Origin of the sequence: Streptomyces sp. NPDC035033, from assembly GCF_040636735.1 — a bacterium.
In the GTDB taxonomy this organism is placed as follows: domain Bacteria; phylum Actinomycetota; class Actinomycetes; order Streptomycetales; family Streptomycetaceae; genus Streptomyces.
This window is the reverse complement of record NZ_JBEZUZ010000013.1, coordinates 36,646-58,131: the sequence shown is the minus strand read 5'-3', so window position 1 is coordinate 58,131 and position 21,486 is coordinate 36,646. Positions and strand designations below refer to the sequence as shown.

Below are 21,486 nucleotides of genomic sequence, written 5' to 3'. Positions count from 1 at the left end.
TCCTCGTGGCACGAGCTTTTCCGGGCCTTCCGGGAACGAGTCCGGCGGCTTGTGCGGAGAGCGTGAACCGACCGGTTCGTCACCCTCTTGCCGCCAGCACCTCTGCGGCATGGAGCGCGAAGGCTTCGCAGGCGCGTTCTGCGGCCTCGCCCCTGGCAAGCATGTCGGCCTTGTCGGCGGCGAAGAAGATCTCTCGTGTCTTCTTCTGTATCTCGGCCGCCTGGTCGACGAGCTGCCGTTCCTGGGGGTCGGGGGTGACGAGGCGGAGCCGGAAGATGCTGCTGCGGACCTCGACGTAGAGGCGGTGCGACTCCGCCCGGGCTGTGCCGGCCGCCTCGGAATCGGGCGCTGCGTGCCAGCTTGTCCACCGGTCGTACTGCGCCCGCCGGTAGTCCTCCGCCAAGGCGACGAATCCGGCGCAGGCGTCAAGAAGACGCTGGTGACTTCGCTCCTGACGGGCGCGGTCCGCAGATCTGAGTGCGGTCTTCTCCTGGTAACGGTGGGCGACGACAGCGCCCAGCAGAGTTCCCATGACGGCGATGGCCGCCGCGATAATCCCCGACACGGCGACCAGTCGAGCATTTGACGTCGCGTACCGTCAGAGCGCGAATCGGCCACTGTGGCTTGTGGGCGGCACCTTGAGCCGGCCTCACGGACAGAGGCAGGGGTGCAGGGGCTCACGCATAGGCCTTCACCTCTCTTGGGGGGCGGGAGACAGCCCGTCCTGCGGTTACGGCGCGTGGACGATGTCGGTGCAGCCGGGGCCGATCCACTCCGGGCTCTGGTGGGCGATGGCGTCCTTCTCTCGTGCCCGTTCGGTCTGCAGGTGTGTGCCGTCGCTGCTGGTGGCGAAGAAGGCGGCGCGGGTCTCGGGGTCCGTGTCGTCCTTGTTCGCCGGCCGTCGCCACGGCGATGTGCTCGACGACGCCGCTTTGTCGCGGTCGGTGCCCCTGACCGGTACGCAGACGGCCGCAACGGTGACGTCGTCGCCTTGGAGGACCACGGCGGCGATCATCGCGGACGCCACGAGCACGAAGGTCCCCGTATGGGTCTTCAGCGTCGTCTTTCGAGGGTGAGGGCGGCCTTGGTGAGGGGCGTGAGTCGGTTGGGGCTGATCCGTGCTTCGCGGAAGGTCCGCCGGGCCTTGGGCCGGGCGAGGGCCCGCTCGACGGGGAAGCGGAGCCGGACGTGCACGGTTGGTCGAACCGGACCACCTCCAGACACAGGTCCACGTCGGCCGGATGGGCGCCGAAGCGTCGTCCATCGCGCAGGTCGTCCGCAGCGGAGGAAGTGCGGGCACAGTGCAGATAGGGGCCGGGGTCGGAGCGGTCCATGGTCAGGAACAGGTCCAGGTACTCGGCGCAGACCAGGTCTTCGGCCGCGCGGCCGTCCTCGCCGGTGGCCACGAACGTCACCGAGTCGGCGCCGGCGTTCACCAGAGTCCTTGCCGTCGCCCCGGCCACGGCGAAGCCGGCGCAGAGCGCCAGTTCCGCTTCGGCGACGGCCGGAGCGCCGACCGTTCCGGTGGTGGTCTTCTGGATCAGGGTGCGGCCGGCCAGGTCGGCACCCCGGAGGAGCCCGGGAGAGTTAACCAGGTCGAACCCGCTGATCAGGGCTCCGTCCTTGAGCGCGAGCCAGTCGGGGTGCCGTGCCTTGGTCTCCAGTGCCTCTCCCACGTCGGCGGCGAGCACGATCTTGTCCGCCCCGCGGTGGAAAGCCCAGGCGGCGGTGGTGAACGCCCGCATCACATCGATCACGACGGCCACCTTCTCGGCGCCGTTCACTCCGGGTATCCCCACCACTCGCGAGTCCGTGCCCGAAGGGTCTCGACCCTCCTCGGCTGCGGCGAGGCCGCGACGGAGGCCGACCGCCCGCCTTCGACGCCGAGGCGTACAAGCAGCGCAACGCCGTCGAACGGTGCACCAACCGGCTCAAGCAGTGGCGCGGCCTGGCCATGCGAACGGACAAGCTCGCCATCGCCTACCAGGCCGCGCTCCATCTCGCCGCCCTCCTCATCTGGAGCCGGCGCTGAGCCGGACGTCCGAAGGGTTCGTCAGGGGCGCCCATGGACGATGAGCCGGTTCTGTTCTCCGTCGAAGGTGCCGGCCAGGGCGTCGGCCTCCTGCCGGTGCCCGTCGAAGAGGCCCCGCTGGTCGACACGCACGATCAGGACGTCGTGGCTGTCGATCACCTCGGAGATGCCCCGGGTCTCGATCGTGTCCGACCACGCGTCCAGGTTCCGGCCGAACCACTCTGGCAGTCCGCACGGCTCGCTCACCGCGTCCCAGAAGTCGTTGAGTGTCTCGATCGGCCGACCCCGCAGGTCGACGATCAGCTCGCTGTCCGTCATCGCAGCAGACTAGGGCCCTTCGTTTGGATCACTTCCGAAACAGGGAGCGATCCAGGTTGAGGACTTTGCGCGTTTGAGGCACCGGGAGACAACCACGAGGCACCGGAGAACACGAAATCCCTGCCGAGTGAGTCGTCAGCCACAATGCGCAACCCGTCTGTGCGTGGGCGTCCATCCGGCATCCGGTGGGTGCGTACCTTGCCGAAATCCGGCATGCCGAGAGCTGATGACCCCGGTATACCGTGGCGGGCACAACCGGTGGCGTCGCTGGCGGGGCGGATGCATAGCGAAGGGGGTGCGATGTTCTCGGTGGCTTGGGGGGTGTTCGCGACGGCCTTGGGTTGGATCGTCGCGACGGATTTTCGGGGAGCTGCCCACCGCTTCCACGCGTTGTCCCACGCTGTCATGCCGTTTGGTGGTGTCGGCGTGTCGGTCGTGGGCGTCGGCTTCTTCCGCTTGCTAGCAGGGGTGTTCGCCCTGGTGGGTCCGGTCGTCTTGGTCGGCGGGCTCATGGACGTGTGGCGCGGCGAGGCGCGGTCGGACCGTCTGCCTCCAATTCCCATCTGGTTCGTCGTGGTGGAAGCGACAATCGTCGGTGTCGTCCTCTGGAGAATCTGGCGGCACACTGGCGTACTGCGCCGTGAGTGGGGTGCCGGCAGCGGTCCGCGGCGTGCCGCTGTTGCCGGTCTCACGGCATCGGCTGTCGCCTTCGTCGTAACGTTGGGCTTCGGCTGGGGGACATGGATGATAGCCAGCTGGTTGGCGGGTGGCCTGTGTGGGCTCGCCCTATTGCTGGGCGATCAACCCGGTAAGCCGTCGGGCACCGGACTGGTCTCCGCGGACTCGTCGGATACCTAAGCAGTTTCGTCGAGAGCAGCGGCTCGTTGTTCCTGTGTGCCGTTGACTGACGCGCAGTGGGCGCGGATCGAGCCGTTACTGCCAGATCGGACACCGCGGCGGGGTGGCCGGTGGAGAGACCATCGAGAAGTGATCGACGCGATCGCCTGGAAGTTCCAGACTGGATCGCAGTGGATTCACCTCCCGGAGAAGTACGGAAACTGGCGAGGTGTCTACAACCGGCTGCGGATGTGGGCCATCGACGGCACCTGGGAACGGGTGTTCACCGCGCTGGTCGCGCAGGCCGACGCCGACGACGACCTCAGCTGGACTGTCTCGGTGGACTCCACCATCGTGCGCGCACACCAGCACGCGGCCGGCGCCCGCAAAAAGGGGCCCCAGCAGGCGAACCGGCAGACCACGCCATCGGCCGGTCCCGCGGCGGACTGACCACAAAGATCCACCCCGCCTCCGACGCCCAATGCCGGCCACTGGCCTTCGTGCTCACCGCGGGACAGGCCGGTGACGCACCCACCTTCACACACGTCATGGCCCGCCTTCGCGTTCCTCGACAGCGAGGACGACCACGCACCAGGCCGGACGTGGTCCTGGCCGACAAGGCGTACTCCTCCCGTGCGATCCGCGAGCACCTACGCAAGCGCGGGATCCGGGCGGTCATCCCAGTGCCGGCCAATCAACGCGGTCATCGGCTGCGGCGCGGCAGCCGGGGCGGCAGGCCACCCGTCTTCGACCGCGAGGCATACAAGCAGCGCAACACCGTTGAACGCTGCATCAACCGCTTGAAACAGTGGCGGGGCATCGCCACCCGCTACGAGAAGACCGCGTCCATCTACCTGGCCGGACTCCACATCGCGGGCATCTTTCTCTGGTCCGCTCGGTGATCCAAACGAAACGGCCTAACCAGCCCCACCACGAGAATCACCGGTCAAAGAGACATATTCCAGAAGGGGGGCTGCCAGTCATGCCAGTTCGGCGCATAGCCGGGCGGGGGCCAATGTTCTGGATGACCGGGGTTCGTCCACTGGCGGCCCACCCACTCGCATTCCGGGATCGCGCCTTCCCAGTCGTCGGTGCAGCGGCCGGCCCAGGCCCGGCCCACCAGAACCGGCCGGGTCACCACGCTTCCGGCGGCCTCTTGTACCCGCACGACCAGACCGAGCCCGTTGGCTCCGGGGTTTCCTCGCGGACCGTACCTCACATCGAGCACCCCGCAATCATGGGCATGCAGGAGGAACCGCTCCAGATCGTCCGGAACGCATGCGGTCAACTCTCGTCCCCAGAGCATCACTTGGGGGCCGTGCGCTGCGTCGACCGCGACGCAGAAGAGCAGGCCGTCGGTGAAGTAGGCGTACACGGCGGGCTCCGCCGGCCCAGTTCCGAACTCCACACCCAGGATTTCCCGGAACGACGGGTCAGCCTGGAACCGACGCAGTTCGGCCATGCCGGGCAGCACCGCGGCGACCTCAGTGACAGGCATGCCGAAACGCAGCGGCCCTACGCCTTCCAAGGGCATCAGCTCCCAGTCGACCCGGACCGGTCTCTTCACAACATCGTGAGACTCTGCTGCCGCCATCTGTTCACCCGCCCCCGCCCATGCACCGGGCCTCCCCCACTCCCCGGCGCTCCGCATCACCCTGGCATGACACCAGGCCCAAGATCGTTCACGATCCACGGTGGCCGCCACCGCCCCTGAGCACCACGACCGCGCACCGAGCTGCGTTGGGGCCCCGACGGCCCGGCCGCACCCGGAGGTCACGGTCTGGTACGCGAACGCTCCGAGAAGCCCATGTTCCTGCGGATCGCTCGTGCCTACGGATCAGGGGCCCGCGTTCCGTGGCACAAGCCGTATCCGCCGGCCAGTGGTGCTTTCGCCGTCTCAGGTCGGTGGCACAGCGCTCGGTCTCATGAGCGTGGCGCTTCCTCACGGTCTCGGCCGAGCCGGACGGAATCGGCGAGCGCGGAAGTCGACTCGGCGGGCCGGGGGCTCAGTGGTGGGGAATGGCGCTGGCCGACGGCATGGGGATCAGTACGGTCTTGCCGACCAGTTCTCCGGCGGCGGTCGGGGCGCGGAGCACGGCTGCCGGGTCGGCGCGCAGTCGCTCCGCCAGGGCCCCGCCCTCGGCCTGGGCGGCCAGCTCGGCGATGCGGGCGAACCGGCCGGCGGCGCGGGCATGGACCGCGGGGAGGTCGGTCAGGGGCAGCCGCTCGGCCACCTCGATCGCCAGGTCTCCGGCGTCGACACGGGCGACCAGTTCGGCGAGCTGGGTGGCGTCGCCGCGCGCGAACACGTGCACCGTGCGCACCCCGCGCCCGGCGTCCGGCGGGCCTGGGGTGGTGACGCTGACGAAGGCTCCGCCGTCGGCGACCAGGTCCACCAGCCGCGCGTTCTCCTCGGGACCGGCGGAAGCCGGCTGCAGCACCACGTCGAAGCGCTGTCCGGCCAGCGCCCGCGCCACCGGGGTCACGACGTAGTCGACGAGCCGGTGCGCTCCGTAGGACCGGATCCGGTCGCGGTCACGGTCGCGCCGGTCCGCACGGCGAGCTGGACGGCGTATCCGCCCACCGCGCTGCCCGCTCCGTTGATCAGGATGCTCTGTCCGGGCTTGAGGTCGGCGTTGTCGAACAGCGCCTGCCACGCCGTCAGTCCGACCAGGGGCAGGGCAGCGGCGTCGGCCGGCTCGACGGTGCGGGGCGCGGGGGCCAGCGCCCCGGCGGGTGCGGCGACGTATTCGGCTGCCGCGCCGGGCGCGTCCGCCGGCAGGAGCGCGACCACCGCGTCCCCCGCGCTCCAGCCGGGCACCCCCTCGCCGACTTCGGTGATGACTCCGGCCAGGTCGAGGCCCGGTGTGTGCGGGAAGGCCAGGGGCAGCAGGTCCTGGCGCAGTCCCGCGCGGAGGCCGGAGTCCGCGTCGTTGTACGAGGTGCCGGCCACCCGCACCACCACCTCGCCCGCACCCGCCACCGGCCGGTCCGCCTCCTCGTGGACGAGGACGTCGCTGCCGCCGTAGAAGTGGTAGCGCACCGCTTTCATGACTTCTCTCCTTCGCTTGCTTTCAAGGCTGACCGGGTGTCTGCCCGGGGCCCTCTGGTGGTGGGGGCCGGCCTCCGCCCGTCGGGGCTGGTGGTGTTCAGCGCAGGGTGAGCGGGGTCGCGGAGCTGACGTGCGAGAGTTTCTCGGGGTTGCGGACGTAGTAGAGGCCGGTGATGAGGCCGTCCGCGACACTGATCGCCATGACGCCGTCGATCTCGCCGTCCATGCGCACGAGCAGGGCGGGGTGGCCGTTGACCAGGGTCGGTTCGGTGGTGAACTCGCCTTCGAACCTGCCGATGCCGCCGGCGAACATACGGGCCACCCGCTCGGCGCCCGTGACCGGCCGCAGCGCGGCGTGCTTGATGCCGCCGCCGTCGCTCATCAGCACGACCTCGGGGGCGAGCACGTCGAGGAGGGCCTGCGGGTCCCCGGTCTCGACGGCGCGCCGGAAGGACTCCAGGACGGCCTGGCCCTCGTCCGAGGAGACCATCCGGCGGGGGCGTCGGGCGTCGACGTGCCGGCGGGCGCGGTGGGCGATCTGGCGGACGGCCGCGGGGCTCTTGTCGACGGCGGCGGCGATCTCGTCGTAGCCGACGTCGAAGACCTCGCGCAGCACGAAGACGGCCCGCTCGGTCGGCGACAGCGTCTCCAGGACCAGCATCAGGGCCATCGACACGCTCTCGGCGAGTTCGACGTCCTCGGCCACGTCCGGCGCGGTGAGCAGCGGCTCGGGCAGCCAGGGCCCGACGTACGCCTCCCGGTGGCGCCTGATGGCGCGCAGCCGGTTGAGCGCCTGGCGAGTGGTGACCCGGACCAGGAAGGCGCGCTCGTCGCGCACCTGCCCCCGCTCGGCCTTGGCCCATTGCAACCAGGTCTCCTGGAGGACGTCCTCGGCGTCGGCCGCCGATCCGAGCACCTCGTAGGCCACCGTGAAGAGCAGGTTGCGGTGGGCGAGGAACGTTTCGGTCGCCGGTTCGGTGGCGTCGTCGCTCAACTCTCGTCTCTTCCCCTTGTCCTTCGCGGTCGGCCTTGGCGGCCGACCGCGTTCGCGTGCGTTCACAGCGAGTCCTTCCCGACAGGCGCCGGTCAGGCCGCCCGGTCAAGCCGTCCGGTCAAGCCGTCCGGTCAGGCCGTCCGGTCGGGGGCGGTCGGTGCCTCGGCGTGGTGGGTGCCGTCGGCCTGCAGCAGTCGGCGGCGCTTGGCGACGCCTCCGGGCGCGCGGTGCAGGCGGAACGAACCGGGCTTGTGCGCTTCTCCGGACAGGTGGCCGGGGATGCCCTTGCAGACCATCTCCTTGATCTTGGCGCCCATGCTGTCGTCGATGTGCAGCCACACGGCGATGTCCGACCGGTTGGCGAACTGGTAGATCCCGGCGCCCCGGCCGAGGCTGATGCACTGGGCGTAGAACCCCTGGTGGATGGTCTGCGGCTGCTCGCCCGCGAGTCGGCTCAGCACGGTGTCGGCGGCCCGCGCACCCAGCGGTGTGGCGTTCAGGCAGCTCATCCGCAGCGGCTGGTTCGACGGCGCTGCCGAGTCCCCGGCCGCGAGGATGCGCTCGTCGTCCACGCTCGTCAGCGTCTCGTCCGTGAGCAGCCGGCCCACCGCGTCGGTGCTCAGCCCGCTGCGCGCGGCCAGGTCCGGAACGCCGAAGCCGACGGTCCAGACGGTCACCTCGCTCGGCAGCGCACGCCCGTCGGCGAGCCGCACGGCGTCACGGGTCACCGCCGTCACCTTCGCGTCAGCACCGTCGATCACCGTCACACCGAGCTTGGCCAGTCGTCCGGCGACCGAGCGCCGGCCCCGGGTGTGCAGGTACGGGCCGAGGACGCCGCCGCAGACCAGGGTCACCCGACGGCCGGTCTCCGCCAGCTCGGCCGCGGTCTCGATGCCGGTGGGACCGGCACCGACCACCGTCACCGGGGCCGCCGCGGGCGTGGCGTCGAGGACCGTACGCAGCCGCTGGGCCTCCTCCAGGGTGGCGAGCGGGTAGGCGAACTCGGCCGCCCCGGGCACGCCCGGTTCCGCGCTGCCGCTTCCCACGGCGTAGATCAGGTAGTCGTAGCCGAGCGTGCCGCCGGCCGCGAGTGTCACGCTGCGCTCGGCCGCGTCGATCCGGGTCACGGTGTCGACCGTCAGCCGGACGCGCCCGGCCAGGACGTCCCCGTACGCGATGAGGGCGTCGTCGGACCCGCCCACCAGCTGGTGCAGACGGACCCGGTGGACAAGGTCCGGGCGCGGGTTGACCAGCGTCACGGACACGTCGTCGCGCTGCGTCAGCCGGTTCGCGGCCATCACGCCCGCGTATCCGCCACCGATCACGACCACACGCGTGTTCCCCGTCATGATGCCTCCTCCGTTTTCAGGTGCTCGCCCATAAGTCACCGCGCCGTCGACGGCTGTGACAGAACGGATCGATCTGTGGGCCGGATCACTTTCACCCGGCGCTGCCGGACCTGTGCCCACGGTGCTGCGTGGAGCGGCTCCGACGGCGTTTCGCGGCGTTTCGAAGGGGCCACGGCGGCCCCGACCGCGGTGCCGGCGGCTCCGGGATGCCCGCGTCCGCGCGTACCGGCCGGCGCGTGTTCATGGCGCGGTCCGGTGTCCGGGGGGACCGGGGTGCGTGAGGCTGTCGGCGGTGCGGTCGACGACCAGGGCGACGGGGCTGCCGGTGCGTTCCATCACGGCGGCCATGTGGCGGGGTGAGGCGTCGGGGCTGACGACCGGTGGTGCGGACGGCGGCCGCGTGGCCGCCCCAGGAGAGGTCTCCGAACAGCTGCGGGGTCAGCAGGGCTCCGAACACCAGCAGGGCGGCGGACGTGGCCGGCTCCGCCGGCGCCTCCCCCAGCGCCTCGAACGCCTTGTGGGGCTCCGGTGCGACGGCGGCGAGGTAGGGGTTGGCGCGGGTGAGGTGGCGGGCGGCGTACAGGATGGTCCCGATGGCCAGCGGCAGCAGGGGCTGCAACCTGGGCTCGGTGCCGAGGTGCGGCAGGCGTACGGGTCCGTTGACGATCAGCGGGAGCGGCACGCCGAAGGCGGGATCGACCCAGCAGACTCGTGACAGACGTTCAGGGTTGTACGACGACGTGATCGAGGTCGCGCTGATCGTCCGGGCCGGCCTTTCGCTCGCCGTCCGTGTCCGGCGGCCGGTCCATGTCCCGCCGTGCCTTCACGGGGTGCGCGGTCAGCGCGAGTCCGACGAGAGCCGGGCGATCAGCAGGGCGGCGAGCAGGACCCAGGGCAGAGATGACGGGCCGGCCGTCGCCCAGGCGGTGGCGGCGAGCGCGCCGCTGGTCACGAGGAGCGTGACCAGCCCTCGCCGGGTGTGCAGGAAGCCCCATGCCCGGTGTGCGCTGCCCGGGTGTCTCATCTCGCCGACGGCGGTCCGGATCACGAGGACGGCGAGGACGACGGCCGCGCCGAGGAGGGAAGGGCCGAACCCCTCCTCGTTCACCGGCTGCCGCCGGACCTGGCACCGCTCTCCGTCTGGTAGCAGTCGGGGATGCCGTCGCCGTCGGCGTCGCGGTTCTCGGCCTCGTAGAGCTGCTTGTAGAGGCGGTTGCGGCGGCGCAGGAGGAGGGCGGCGAGCGCGGCGGCGGTGAGGGAGCCGATGAGGACGGCGGCCTTGACGTGTTCGGCCCGGGCGGGGTCGGGGAAGGCGAGTTCGCCGATGAGGAGGGCGACGGTGAAGCCGATGCCGGCGAGGGTCGCGAGGCCGAGGACGTCGGCCCAGGCGAGGTCGGGGTTGAGCGTTGCCCTGGTGAAGCGGGCGGCGAGGTAGGTGCCGAGGAAGATGCCGAGGATCTTGCCGACGACGAGGGCGATCAGGACGGCGAGGGGTTCGGGGTCGGTGAAGACGTGGCCGAGGGCTTCGCCGGAGACGCCGACGCCGGCGGCGAAGAGGGCGAAGAGGGGGACGGCGACGCCCGCGGAGAAGGGGTGGACGAGGTGGGAGACCCGGGCCCCCGGCGAGGCCGTCTCGCCCTGGTCCCGGGTGGTGCGCAGGATGAGGCCCATGGCGACGCCGGCGACGGTGGCGTGGACGCCGGAGTTGTACATCAGCGCCCAGACGGCGATGCCGAGGGGCACGTACCACCACCAGCCGCGGACCCGCAGGCGCTGGAGGGCGTAGAAGAGGGCGAGGCCGGCGAACGCTCCGCCCAGGGCCCAGAAGTTCAGGTCGGAGGTGAAGAAGACCGCGATGATGAGGATGGCGCCGAGGTCGTCGACGACCGCGAGGGTCAGCAGGAACGCCCGCAGGGCGGAGGGGAGGTGGGTGCTGATGACGGCGAGGACGGCGAGGGCGAAGGCGATGTCGGTGGCCATCGGCACGGCCCAGCCGTCCAGCGAGCCGCCGCCCGCGCTCGCGGTGAGGACGTAGAGGACCGCCGGGACGGCCATGCCGCACAGGGCCGCGATCACGGGGAGCGCGGCGGTGGCGGGGGTGCGGAGTTCTCCGACGACGAGTTCGCGTTTGAGCTCGATGCCGGCGACGAGGAAGAAGACGGCGAGGAGGCCGTCGGCGGTCCAGTGGCCCACGGAGAGGTCCAGGCCGAGGGCGGGTATGCCGAAGTGGAAGTCGCGTACGGCTTCGTAGGCGCCGCTCCACGGGCTGTTCGCCCAGACCAGGGCCACCACGGCCGCGGCCAGGAGGACGAGTCCGCCGACGGTCTCCGTTCGGAGGGCTTCGGCGACGGCCTGGCGTTCGGGCCAGGGAAGCAGTCCGAAGACGGTCTTGCGGGGGTGTGCCTGGGTCATGGGGAGAGCCCTCCGGGGCGTGTCGGCGGACGGGCGCACAGGCCCTCGGACGCCGACCAGACTTCCCGGCACACCAGCATCGGTCGTTTCTTGATGCGTTCTTCACAGCCTATCGGCCGGTCCTGGCGGTCACCAGGGCAGCCGGTGGCCGGTGGCCGGGTCGGGGGTGAGGGTGCCCGCGTCCGCCAAGGCGCGAGGTGGACGCGGGCACCCTCGGGAGCCGGGCCGCCGGGGGGCGGTCAGACGGTGGTCTTCACCGGCTCCTGGTCGGTCTCCTCGTCGGTGTCGAGGCCGGCGTCGCGGCGCTTGACGAAGGCGAGGAAGGAGTTCAGCTCCCGCTTGACGACGGGGGCGAGGAGGTAGAGGCCGATGATGTTGATGACGGCGAGCATGAAGAGCACCGCGTCGGCCATGTCGATCAGGGTCTGCAGGGTGAGCAGCGAGCCCGCGACGGCGAAGACGGTGTAGACGACCTTGTAGGTGATCTCGCTGGCGCGGCCGCGGCCGAAGAGGTGGGTCCATGCCTTGAGGCCGTAGTAGCCCCAGGTCAGCACGGTGGAGATCGCGAAGAGCATGACCGCGACGGTGAGGATGTACGGGAACCAGGGCAGGACCGTGCCGAAGGCGTCGGAGGTGATGGTGACGCCGCCGATGGACTCGCCGCCGTTGCGGACCTCGACGTAGCTGGCCGGGTTGGCGATGACGATGGTGAGCGCGGTCATGGTGCAGATGACGACCGTGTCGATGAACGGCTCCAGGAGGGCGACCAGACCCTCGCTGGCGGGGTGCTTGGTCTTGACCGCGGAGTGGGCGATCGGGGCGGAGCCCAGACCGGCCTCGTTGGAGAAGGCGGCCCGCTTGAAGCCGATGATCAGCGCGCCGAGGACTCCGCCGGCGACGCCCTGGGGGTTGAAGGCGCCCTCGATGATCGTGGAGACCGCGGTGGGGACGGCGGTGACGTTGACGGCGATGACGACGAGGCAGGCGGCGATGTAGATGCCGGCCATGGCGGGGACGAGCTTGCTGGTGACGGAGGCGATGGAGCGGATGCCGCCGAGGAGCACGACGCCGACGAGGGCGGCGATCAGGATGCCGAAGAACAGGGCGCCGGCCGAGGAGCCCATCAGGCCGTCCTCGCCGCCGGTGACGGAGACGAGCTGGGCGTAGGACTGGTTGACCTGGAAGAGGTTGCCGCCGAAGAGGCCGAAGAACAGGACCATGAAGGAGGCGAGGACCGCGAGGACCTTGCCGAGGGTCTTGCCGTTGCGGCCGAAGCGCTCGGCCAGGCCCTTGGGCAGGTAGTGCATGGGGCCGCCGGAGACGGTGCCGTCGGCGTGCACCTCGCGGTACTTCACGCCGAGGGTGACCTCGACGAACTTGGTGGCCATGCCGAGCAGGCCGCACAGGATCATCCAGAACGTGGCGCCGGGGCCGCCGATGGAGACGGCGACGGCCACGCCGGCGATGTTACCGAGGCCGACGGTGCCGGAGACGGCCGCGGTCAGGGCCTGGAAGTGGTTGACCTCGCCGGCCGACCCCTTCTCGTCGTACTTGCCGCGCACCACGTCCACGGCGAGGCGGAACTTGCGGAGCTGGACGAAGCCGAACCAGCCGGTGAAGACCAGGCCGGCGACGACGAGCCAGGCCACGATGAGCGGGAGCTGGGTGCCGGCGACGGGCACGGAGTAGAAGACGACCTCGCCGAGCCAGGTGGCTATCGGCTCGAAGAATCCGCTGACGGCTTCGTCGACGGACCGGGTGAGGGAATCGAGTGACACGGTGGGGACCTCAGGTGCGCAGGACCGGCGTGCGGGAGGCGGTGCCGGTGTGGGGGTGCGGTCTGTGAGCGAACGCCGTTGTCCGGTCGGCGAGCGGGTGAGCGGTCTCCGCGGACTCGGAGAGTGATCACCTCGGTCGTACGCCGGGTCTCGCCCGGCGCTCCGGTGAGGTGGCGAGGGGTGGTGCCACCTGCGGAGTTGCGCATTCCTAACACAGACCACACCCCCGAGCACGTGACCTGAATCACATAACGTGCAGTAATGCGGGAAACTGGCAGCATCCGTGACGTGACCGTTATTCGAACACAGTGATCCGTTCAGGGGGCACTTGCTTCCTCGGGTCAGGAGCGTGCAGGGCGGAGGGACCTGTCACGTGTCCGTCCGGCCCGCCTCACGGGCGGCCCTCCGGCTCCTCCTCCCCGCCGAGGCGCTCCGGTCTGGTGCGTCCCTCGCGGCGTTCCCCGCTTCCCTTCAGTTCCGGCCGTGTCCGGCGGACGCGCCGTCGAGCGGTGCGGCGTGACGTCCGGCGGGGCGCGCGAGCAGGTGGCGGGGGTCCGTCGCCCGGCCGATCGCCGCTTCGACCGCGGCGATGCGGTCGGCGAGCAGGCCGAGGGCGGCGACCGCCCGGGAGAGGGGGTCGTCGGTGGTGTCGCCCAGGGCACGGGTGCGCGTGTACGCGGCGGTGATCTCGGCCCACCGGGCGGCCTGGGCGGGGGTGAGGACGCCGCGGAGGTCGGCGAGCTTGAGGAGGTCGGCCTCGGCGTCGGTGGTGAGGGTCCGGGCCTCCGCGGTGTAGTGGTCGTCGATGACGGCGGCGAGCTCGGCGTCGTTCATGGCGGGCGAGAGGCGGGCCGCGATCTTGTTCATGGTGCGGTACGAGCCCTGGAGCCGGAAGGGCGGTTCGGTGCGGGCCCCGTCCGAGCGGGCGGCGGAGGCGATGTACTCCGCGTTGACGGCCAGGACGGTCTCGCGGGCGGTCAGCAGGTGGCGCAGGACCGCGAGGATCCGGTCGGTCTCGGCCGGGGCGTAGGCGTGGGCGAGCCGGTCGCGCCGGGCGGTCGGGTCTCCGGCCGCGAGGCGGACGAGGAGTTCCACGTCGGAGCGGTCGCGGCCGGCGAGCGGGGCGAGGAGGGGGTGGGAGGTGAGGGCGTTCTCCACGAAGCTGAAGGCGAAGGCGTCCTCCTTGCCGGTGAGGACGTCGCCGAGGTTCCACACGTCGGCGCGGTTGGCGAGCATGTCGGGGACGCGGAAGGCGTGGCCGGACTCGGTGGAGGGGTTGCCGGCCATGCAGACGGCGAAGCGCTTGCCGCGCAGGTCGTGGCCGTTCAGGGTCCGGGTGGCGTCGCAGAGGGGGATGAACTTCTGCAGGAACTCGGGCGAGCAGTGCTGGATGTCGTCGACGTACAGCAGGACGTTGTTGCCCGCCGCGAGGGCGAAGGCGATCTTCTCCAGTTCCCTGCGGGCGGTGGCGTCGGGAGCCCGGGCGGGGTCGAGGGAGACCGTGCGGTGCCCGAGGGCGGGGCCGTCGATCTTGACGAGGAGCAGGCCGAGCCGGTCGGCGACGTACTCGATCAGCGTGGTCTTGCCGTAGCCGGGCGGGGACAGGAGCAGCAGCAGGCCGTGGGAGTCGCTCCGCTTGGCGTCGCCCGCCGCGCCAAGCTGCTTGGCCAGGTTGTCGCCGATCAGGGGGAGGTAGACCTCGTCAACGAGCCGGTTGCGGACGAAGGACGCCATGACCCGGGGCCGGTGTTCGTCCACGCGCAGCCGGGCGCGCTCCTGCTCGATGAGGGTCGCGCGCCACTGCCGGTAGGCGCGGTGCGCGGGTACGTCGTCGAGGGCGAACGCCTCGGTCCGGGCCAGGAACTCGTCGAGCCGGAGTTCCAGGGCGCGGTCCCGGATCCGGGGGTGGCTTCCGAGGAGGCCGGTGGCACGCGCCGTGGTCGGGCCGTCGGCGTCGTACCGTTCGAGGCCGGGGCAGAGTTCGACGGCGACCGCCTCGGCGAGCACGTCCTCGTCGGCGGTCCCGCCGGACGCCGTCAGGTAGGCGCCGAGCCAGGCCTCGACGTGCTGTCGGCGTGCGTCCGGGGTCGTGAGTGCGGCGAGGGAGTCCTCGTACCGGGAGGTGCCGACGGCCCGGCGGAACTCCTCCAGGAGGGTGCGCACCGGCGTGGACAGGGCGAAGCCCGCGGGTTCGGAGGCCAGTTCGTCGACGAGGTACGCGGCGGCGGCCGGATCCCCGATCTCCTGGGCGAGGGCGCGGCGCAGTCCGTCGAGCGCGGAGGGCGTGCCGAAGAGCTCGCGAGCGCGCGTCAGGGAGATCGCGCGCTCGGTCCACTGGGCGCGGTCCTCCGCGGTGGCGGTGGAGGCCCAGTGCAACTGGGCGGCCGCTCGGGCGCGGCCGGAATGCCTGAGCCGGCCGGCGGTCTCGTGCAGCCTGAGGACCTCCCGCAGGATGACGGCCGCGTCGTGGTCGTGGACGCCCTGTTCGTACCCCTCGTCGTACGCGTTCTCGGCTGTCCGCCGCGCGAGCGCGTGGAGGTCTTCCCCGGCGAGCCGGTCGGCGCCGTGGTCGGCGAGGAGGCGGGCGGCCAGGTGTTCGGACCGGTAGACGTCCGGTGATTCCGAAGGCAGGGGCCGGTCCCAGAAGCGGCGGGTCTCGGCGAAGGCCGGGTCGGTGACGGGCGTGCGGTGGTCGGTGCCGGTCAGAGCGAGGACGAGGCCGTCCCCCGCCGGGACGAGCGTGAGTTCGGGGGTCTGGCGGTTGACGGCGAAGCGGTGCCGGCCGAGCCGGATCGTGTCACCCGCGTCGGAGTAGAGCTCGGCGCGGTCCCGCAGGGCGCGGCCGGCTTCCTGACGGGCGGTGGCGAGGCGGCTCTCCAGCTCCTCCGCCCTTGCCTGATCGCCGAGTTCGCGCAGTTCCGCCGCCGTGCGCCTGACCTTGACCACCAGGGGATCCGACGCGAAGTACGTGTGGATCTCGTCGAGGCCGGCCAGGGCCGAGGAGCGGCGGCCGATCGCCTCCAGGACGCGGCCCGCGGACCCGGCGAGCCGCTCCGCCCGCCGGGCGCGGGCGTCCTGGAGGGACTGCCTGCGCACGGTGAAGGCGTCGTGGATCTCCGCGCGCTTGTCCGCGAGGCCCTCCAGGAACCGCTCCGATCCGGTGAAGCGGGCTTCCAGGTCCTCCAGTCGGACCGTCAGGCGACCGAGCTGGTCGTCGCACGCCTCCGGAGTGTCGGCCGCGGCGAGTGCGCCGGTGACGGCCTGGCCGAGGAGGGCGAGTTCGGCCGCGAACTCCGCCGCGCCTTCCCGGTCGAGGAGTTCGGCGCGCCGGGTGGCGAGGAGGGCGCGGGCGCGGTTCAGGGCGCCGAGGACGTCGGCGATCCGGGTGAGGATCGAGGTGCGGACGGTGGCGTCCGCGATGTCGAGGCCGGTGATGATCTCGCTGAGGGCCCGCAGCGCGAGGGCCTGTTCGTCGATCCGGTCGCCGACGGGGTCCGTCTCCGCCGCGGTGGCAAGCTCCTGGGCCTGGGCGGCCAGGCTCTCCGCCTCGGCGTGGTGGGGGGCGAAGGCGTCGTCGCGGCCGAGGAAGGTGACGGCCCTGCGGGCCGCGGAGAGGATGTCGGACTCGACGTCGGCGGCCAGGGCGTCGACGGCGTCCGTGTCGGCGTACCGCATCTCCTTGAGGGTCACCAGGCGTCCCTGCGCCCGGCGCAGTTCGGTGATCCGGGAGATCCACTCCTCGGCCGTGGCGGGAGCCTCGCCCTGGACGCGCCGGACCAGCCGGGCGATGCCCCCGGCGGACGCCGCGAGCGCCTCCGCGGCCTGACGCCGGAGGGTCGCCACGGTATCGAACTCGTCGATCACCTGCGTGAGCGTGCCGCGGAGCTCGTCCAGCGGGGCCCGCAGGTCACCTGCCTCCGGCTCTCCCAGCCAGTGGTGGACGTCGGCGGCGCGGACGCAGGCGGAGAGCAGCGCCGCGTACACCTCGCCGGCAGGGGTGAGCTCGGTGGCCTGCCGGGCGAGGGACAGGCAGTCGGAGATTCCGCGCACGAGGTCGGCGTTGCCGATGCGTCCCAGGGGGCCGTCCCCGGTCGACGTGACGTGGGTGTCGGCGGCGTACGGCGTCCGCCAGACCTGTACCGGGTGGACACGCCCGGGTTCGCCGTCGCCGGTGCGCAGGGTCACCATCGTGCCGTCGTCGAGGAGCGCGTGCCCGCGGCAGGAGACGGGGGCGGCGATCTCCTTGCGGACGAGGTTGTAGGGGAGCAGGAGGGCGCGGCCCTCCGCCTGGGCGTGGAAGACGAAGAGCAGGTCCTCCCCGTTGGGAGAGGGGACCGCGTGGTCGAACGCGAGCCCCGAGGTGTCCGTGTCGAACGTCTTGGACGGGCCGGAGGCCAGGCAGTATCCCCCCGGGAACACGAGGCCCGCGTCGTCGGGGAGGCGCAGGCACGCCTGTCCCAGTCCGTCGAGACGGACCACCGTCCCGGTCAGGGTGTTGAAGACCAGGTGCCGGTGGGTCCCCTCTTTGTAGGGGCGGACGCGGACGAGGGTGAGGGGCCCGACGGTCGCGTGGGCGACTTCGGCGTCGGCCAGGGACTGGAGCGGTTCGTCCACCGGTTCGGTGTGGATGCCTCCGGCGGTCTCGGTGTCGTTCTCCGTCTTGACGGTCAGCGTGCCGCCGACCGTGGAGACGAAGAGGCGGCCGCCGATCGCGAGGTGGGGGAACCGGCCCGGGACGTGGTCCTCCCGCGTCGCCTCCACCCACTCGACCTCCTGGGACGGAGGCAGGACGTGGTCCCGTTCCCCTCGGGCGTCCAGGAACCGCGTCGCGCCGGAGGAGTCGGTCGACCAGCGCAGCACGCGGAGGTCGTCGGCCTTCTCCCCCGTCCGGAACACGGCGAGGAGGCGGCCCTCCACCCGCCGCAACCGCAGCAGGCGGGCGCCTCGGAAGTAGCGGTGCAGGGCCGCGAACTCGCGGCGGAAGTCCGGATCGTCGAGGAGGCCGGGCACGGCGTCCTCGGGCAGCGGGTTCAGGTCCCGGTCGTACAGGGCGAAGACGTCGGCCACCGACGGTTCGGCGCCCTCCGCGCTCGGCGTGTGTCGGCCGAGGAGCAGCAGGCCGTCACCCGCGCCGACGACGTCCCGGGGCAGGCAGGCGCGCTCGGTGCGCACGCGGAGGGTGGCCGCCAGGGTCATCTCGCCCGACCCGAACTCCGCGATCCGGGCCTCGTCGAGTGCCTCGGCGCGCCGGGCGAGGTCGGCGGCCTGGGCGCTGAGGCGGTCGCGCAGCACCGCGTACGTGTCCTGGTCGATCTCGGCGCTCATGCTCTGCCGCTCCTTGTACCGTGGTGATGGACGGGTCCGGTGCCGGTGACTCCCCCGTTCGCCGGCGCCGGGCCCGTTACGACCGCACCCCCGTGGGCGGTCAGCTCGTGGTCGCGCCGCCCAGCGCGGTGGTCTCCGCCGGCGCGGCGGCCTGTGCGGGTGCGTCCAGCAGGCCGGACTTCATGACCTTGGCGAGGAGCGCGGAGACGCTGAGGTTCTGCACGTCGGCGCTGGACAGCGAGCCGAGCACCTTCGTCAGGTCGTCGGTGAAGGACCCCTCCCCGTTCAGCCACGGCCCCGCCAGGGCCCGCGCGGTCCGCGAGTGGTCCAGGAAGCCGTCGACGGACTTGCCGAGCGCGATCGACTGGACGAGCCGGTCGAGGAAGACGGACTCGCCACCGACGATGTTGATGTCGGCGTTCTCCAGACCGGTGGCCAGGACCGTGGCCTGTGCCTCGGCGACCTGCCGCTGCACGTCGAGGCCGGCGAGCCGGATGTCCTTCTCGGCCTCCAGGCGGAGCCGGTACTCCTCGTGGGTACGGGATGCCTCGTCGAACGCGGCGACGGCGATCGCCTTCTGGTTGAGGCCCTCGGCCTCCGCCTTCAGCTTCTCCCCGACCGCGGTCGCCTCGGCGAGCGCCTTGGCCCGCAGGCCCTCGGCCTCGGCCCGGAGCCGCGCCTCGGTGGCCTCGGCCTCGGCGCGGCCGGCCTTCTCGATGGCGTCCGCCTCCTTCTCGCGCACCTGGACGGCGGCGAGCCCTTCGGCGGCGGCTTCGGCCTGGACGCCTTCGGCGATCCGGATCTTGGCGCGGGCGTCCAGGTCGGCGGCCTTGTGGCGGGCCTCGGCCAGGGTCAGTTCCTCGGCGGCCCGGTGGACTGCGGTCTGCTCGGCGGCCTCGGCCGCCTTGATGTCCTTGACCAGCTTCTCCTGGGCCTCGGCCTCGGCGGCGATGACGAGGGCCTGGCGCTCCCGCTCCGCTTCCTCCACGGTCCGCAGCCGCTTGATGGACTCCTCCTGCTCGGCGACGGTCCGGTCGACGGCGATCCGCTCCCGGATCACCTCCGCGATGTCCCGGCGCTCGGCCTCGACCTCCTTCTCGGCGGCGATCCGGTTCAGCTCGGTCTCCCGGTCGCGGGCGATGACCTCCAGAAGGCGGTCCTTCTCGATCCGCTCGTTCTCGATCGCGATGACCCGCTCGCGGTTCTTCTGCGCGACGGCCACCTCGCGGGCCTGGTTCTCCCGCTGGACGCCGAGCTGCTCCTCGGTGCGCAGGAAGGCGCTCTGGGCGCGCAGCCGCTCCTCCTCCACGACCTTCGCGGTCTCCGCCTCCTCGCGGGCGCGGACGATCTCGATCTCGCGGCGCTGCTTGATCTCGGCGTCCGCCTGGCGGCGCTCCAGCTCCAGGATCGCCTCGCGGGCGTCCACGTTCTGGCGGGTGATCTCCTTCTGCTCGTGCTGCCGCAGTTCGTTGGTGCGGACGTTCTCGGCGGCGGTCAGTTCGGTGATCTTGCGTATGCCCTGGGCGTCCAGGATGTTGCCGGCGTCGAGCTGGGTCAGCGGGGTCTGCTCCAGGTAATCGATGGCGGCGTCCTCCAGGCTGTAGCCGTTGAGGTCGATGCCGATCAACTCGATGATGCGGAAGCGGAGTTCCTCGCGCTTGGTGTACAGGTCGGTGAAGTCCATCTGCTTGCCGACCGACTTCAGCGCCTCGGAGAACTTGGCGTTGAACAGCTCCTGGAGGGTGGCCTGGTCGCTGGCGCGGGCCGTGCCGATCGCCTGGGCGACCTTGATGACGTCCTCGACCGTCTTGTTGACCCGGACGAAGAACGAGATGCGGATGTCGGCCCGGATGTTGTCCCGGCAGATCAGACCGTCCCGGCCGGTCCGCGAGATCTCGATGGTCTTCACCGAGATGTCCATGACCTCGGCCTTGTGCAGCACGGGCAGGACCACCTGCCCGGTGAAGGTCACGTCGACCTTCCGCATCCTGGAGACGATCAGCGCCTTGCCCTGCTCCACCTTCCGGAACAGCCTGCCGACCATGAACAACACCGCGACGGCGACGAGCAGGACAACGGCGACGAGCACGCCGATGCCCGAGGTGATGGCATCCATGAGAGAACCCCGTGTCGATCGAAGAAGAAGACGTACCCGCTCAGCCGGCGGTACGCGCGGATTCCGGCTCGGGCGGAACACCGCCGGCCGCGCACCGGTGGGCACCGGAGGGCGCGCTCCGTCGCCGTCGGCCGAACAGCCGCCTCGTGAGCAGCCAGGACAACGTCAGAGCACACGGAAGCAGAGCCACGGAAAGCAGCAGGAACCAGGCGCCGGACAGCCCTGCCCGGCCGAGCAGCACCGTGCCGGCCAGATGGAACGCCCATCCGGCGGCGATGACGACGGATGCGGCCGGGGCGACCGACGTGCCGGCGAGGCCCCACGCCTCGGAGTCCACGTCGCCGTCGAACGCGTCCGGGGCGACGACCCGGCACAGCACCAGCACCCAGAACCCGATCGCGGCGACGAACGCGGCGGTCAGCACCAGACCGGGAAAACCGAAGGCCGCTCCGGCGAACTCGCCCATCCCGCCTCCCCCGCAACAGTGCTTCCGGCCCCCGGCATCCACGGCGGGACGCTGCCGCCGCCTCAGCCATTCTGGCGCGACGGCAACGGGAGCCGCATTGCCGAATCCCGGCAATCTTGACGGGTTCTTCATGCCGGGTCCCGTCTGTCCCCGGTGAGGCGATCCAGACCGTCACGATCGTGCCGCGCGCTTCGGGCGGTCCTCGACGGGCAGGGGCTTCCGATCGAACCCGCCGTCGTACCGGCGGCTGGTGAAAGCACCCGGCACGGGCAGGTCCCGTCCGCCGACACGGACAACACGTACGTCCCGCCATGCGCCGCTCCGGCCGGCGTGACCGCGCTTCTCCACCCGGTCCGGCCGAACGGGCGGGCTCCGGTCACGGCGGTCTGGGGGGGTGCAGCGGCTCGCGGGGACGGTGGGGTCGACGGGGTCGGTGCCGGTCGACCGGTCGATCGCCGCCCGTCCCCCGCCGGTGGCGGCGAACGCCTGCCTGGCGAAGTGGGCGAGGACCTCGGGCCGGTCGCCGGGGGCGGCACAGACCGTCCTGCCGCCCTTCGCGATGAACAGGACGTGCCGGTCACCGAACCTTCCGGTCAAAACCCGTTCTACCGGCTGCGGGGCCGGGTCGGCCCCGGTGTGCGCCTCGGGGCCGCGGGCGACACGGAGCAGGCCCGCGAGGTGAGTTCGGGGGCCGAGCGGTGTGATGGTGGGGTAAGACGGTGTGATGGTGGGGAACATGCCGCTTTCGGAGTAATCATGAGAGGCTGCGCCATTCGGTCGTCACGCTGTCTCTGTTGATCACGGTCC

The 21,486-nt window shown here is 71.5% G+C and carries 16 protein-coding genes and 4 pseudogenes; 3 read left to right on the top strand and 17 right to left on the bottom strand.

The features are described 5' to 3' along the window. Positions 1-79 precede the first annotated feature (79 nt). The 4 genes and pseudogenes from AB0E83_RS08450 to AB0E83_RS08435 all read right to left on the bottom strand — a co-directional run. Entirely contained in the window at positions 80-565 is a 486-nt protein-coding gene (locus AB0E83_RS08450) for a hypothetical protein (protein ID WP_362107834.1), read from the bottom strand. A gap of 165 nt (positions 566-730) precedes the next feature. Beyond that, on the bottom strand, positions 731-1,027 hold the full coding sequence (locus AB0E83_RS08445; RefSeq protein ID WP_362107831.1) for a hypothetical protein: 297 nt from the start codon (positions 1,025-1,027) through the stop codon (positions 731-733). Positions 1,028-1,053: 26 nt separating this feature from the next. Further along, positions 1,054-1,179: pseudogene (locus tag AB0E83_RS08440) on the bottom strand (IS5/IS1182 family transposase); the annotation flags it as partial. A gap of 23 nt (positions 1,180-1,202) precedes the next feature. Further along, positions 1,203-1,784, bottom strand: a pseudogene (locus AB0E83_RS08435) (2-phosphosulfolactate phosphatase); the annotation flags it as partial. A gap of 53 nt (positions 1,785-1,837) precedes the next feature. Between AB0E83_RS08435 and AB0E83_RS08430 the strand changes: the two are divergent. Continuing rightward, positions 1,838-2,032, top strand: a pseudogene (locus AB0E83_RS08430) (transposase); the annotation flags it as partial. Between the two features lie 21 nt (positions 2,033-2,053). Here AB0E83_RS08430 and AB0E83_RS08425 read toward each other — a convergent pair. Continuing rightward, positions 2,054-2,350: a barstar family protein gene (locus AB0E83_RS08425; protein ID WP_362107828.1), complete on the bottom strand. Its 297-nt coding sequence runs from the start codon at positions 2,348-2,350 to the stop codon at positions 2,054-2,056. Positions 2,351-2,650: 300 nt separating this feature from the next. On the opposite strand from AB0E83_RS08425, the gene AB0E83_RS08420 reads away from it, so the two are divergent. Together AB0E83_RS08420 and AB0E83_RS08415 are read left to right on the top strand one after the other, a co-directional pair. After that, positions 2,651-3,208: a hypothetical protein gene (locus tag AB0E83_RS08420; RefSeq protein ID WP_362107825.1), complete on the top strand. Its 558-nt coding sequence runs from the start codon at positions 2,651-2,653 to the stop codon at positions 3,206-3,208. A 36-nt stretch (positions 3,209-3,244) separates the two neighbouring features. Beyond that, positions 3,245-4,089 (top strand): annotated as a pseudogene (locus AB0E83_RS08415) (IS5 family transposase). A 44-nt stretch (positions 4,090-4,133) separates the two neighbouring features. Here AB0E83_RS08415 and AB0E83_RS08410 read toward each other — a convergent pair. The 12 genes from AB0E83_RS08410 to AB0E83_RS08355 all read right to left on the bottom strand — a co-directional run bounded on the left by AB0E83_RS08410 (position 4,134) and on the right by AB0E83_RS08355 (position 21,417). Then, positions 4,134-4,781: a hypothetical protein gene (locus AB0E83_RS08410; protein WP_362107822.1), complete on the bottom strand. Its 648-nt coding sequence runs from the start codon at positions 4,779-4,781 to the stop codon at positions 4,134-4,136. Positions 4,782-5,193: 412 nt separating this feature from the next. Continuing rightward, entirely contained in the window at positions 5,194-5,673 is a 480-nt protein-coding gene (locus AB0E83_RS08405; protein WP_362107819.1) for a zinc-binding dehydrogenase, read from the bottom strand. After that, on the bottom strand, positions 5,670-6,239 hold the full coding sequence (locus tag AB0E83_RS08400; protein ID WP_362107816.1) for an alcohol dehydrogenase catalytic domain-containing protein: 570 nt from the start codon (positions 6,237-6,239) through the stop codon (positions 5,670-5,672). The genes AB0E83_RS08405 and AB0E83_RS08400 overlap by 4 nt, the downstream gene beginning before the upstream one ends. Positions 6,240-6,336: 97 nt before the next feature. After that, entirely contained in the window at positions 6,337-7,233 is an 897-nt protein-coding gene (locus AB0E83_RS08395; RefSeq protein ID WP_362107813.1) for an RNA polymerase sigma-70 factor, read from the bottom strand. A gap of 131 nt (positions 7,234-7,364) precedes the next feature. Beyond that, positions 7,365-8,582: an FAD-dependent oxidoreductase gene (locus AB0E83_RS08390; RefSeq protein ID WP_362107811.1), complete on the bottom strand. Its 1,218-nt coding sequence runs from the start codon at positions 8,580-8,582 to the stop codon at positions 7,365-7,367. Positions 8,583-9,420: 838 nt separating this feature from the next. Then, positions 9,421-9,690, bottom strand: coding sequence for a hypothetical protein (locus AB0E83_RS08385; protein WP_362107808.1), 270 nt, complete (start codon positions 9,688-9,690; stop codon positions 9,421-9,423). Beyond that, positions 9,687-10,994 (bottom strand): Na+/H+ antiporter NhaA, encoded by a 1,308-nt coding sequence (gene nhaA / locus AB0E83_RS08380; protein WP_362107805.1) that lies wholly within the window; start codon positions 10,992-10,994, stop codon positions 9,687-9,689. Before nhaA ends, AB0E83_RS08385 begins: the two co-directional genes overlap by 4 nt. Positions 10,995-11,233: 239 nt before the next feature. Next, a complete protein-coding gene (locus AB0E83_RS08375; protein ID WP_362107802.1) occupies positions 11,234-12,772 on the bottom strand; it encodes an alanine/glycine:cation symporter family protein in 1,539 nt (512 codons plus the stop codon). Positions 12,773-13,243: 471 nt separating this feature from the next. After that, complete coding sequence (locus tag AB0E83_RS08370) at positions 13,244-18,097, bottom strand: DNA repair ATPase (RefSeq protein ID WP_362107800.1); 4,854 nt, start codon at positions 18,095-18,097, stop codon at positions 13,244-13,246. 100 nt (positions 18,098-18,197) lie between these two features. Continuing rightward, positions 18,198-20,213, bottom strand: a complete 2,016-nt coding sequence (locus AB0E83_RS08365; RefSeq protein WP_362107797.1) for a flotillin family protein — start codon at positions 20,211-20,213, stop codon at positions 18,198-18,200. 40 nt (positions 20,214-20,253) lie between these two features. Beyond that, complete coding sequence (locus AB0E83_RS08360) at positions 20,254-20,679, bottom strand: hypothetical protein (RefSeq protein ID WP_362107794.1); 426 nt, start codon at positions 20,677-20,679, stop codon at positions 20,254-20,256. A 171-nt stretch (positions 20,680-20,850) separates the two neighbouring features. Next, the gene (locus AB0E83_RS08355) at positions 20,851-21,417 is read right to left on the bottom strand and encodes a hypothetical protein (protein ID WP_362107791.1); all 567 of its coding nucleotides are present in this window, start codon (positions 21,415-21,417) and stop codon (positions 20,851-20,853) included. Positions 21,418-21,486 lie beyond the last annotated feature (69 nt).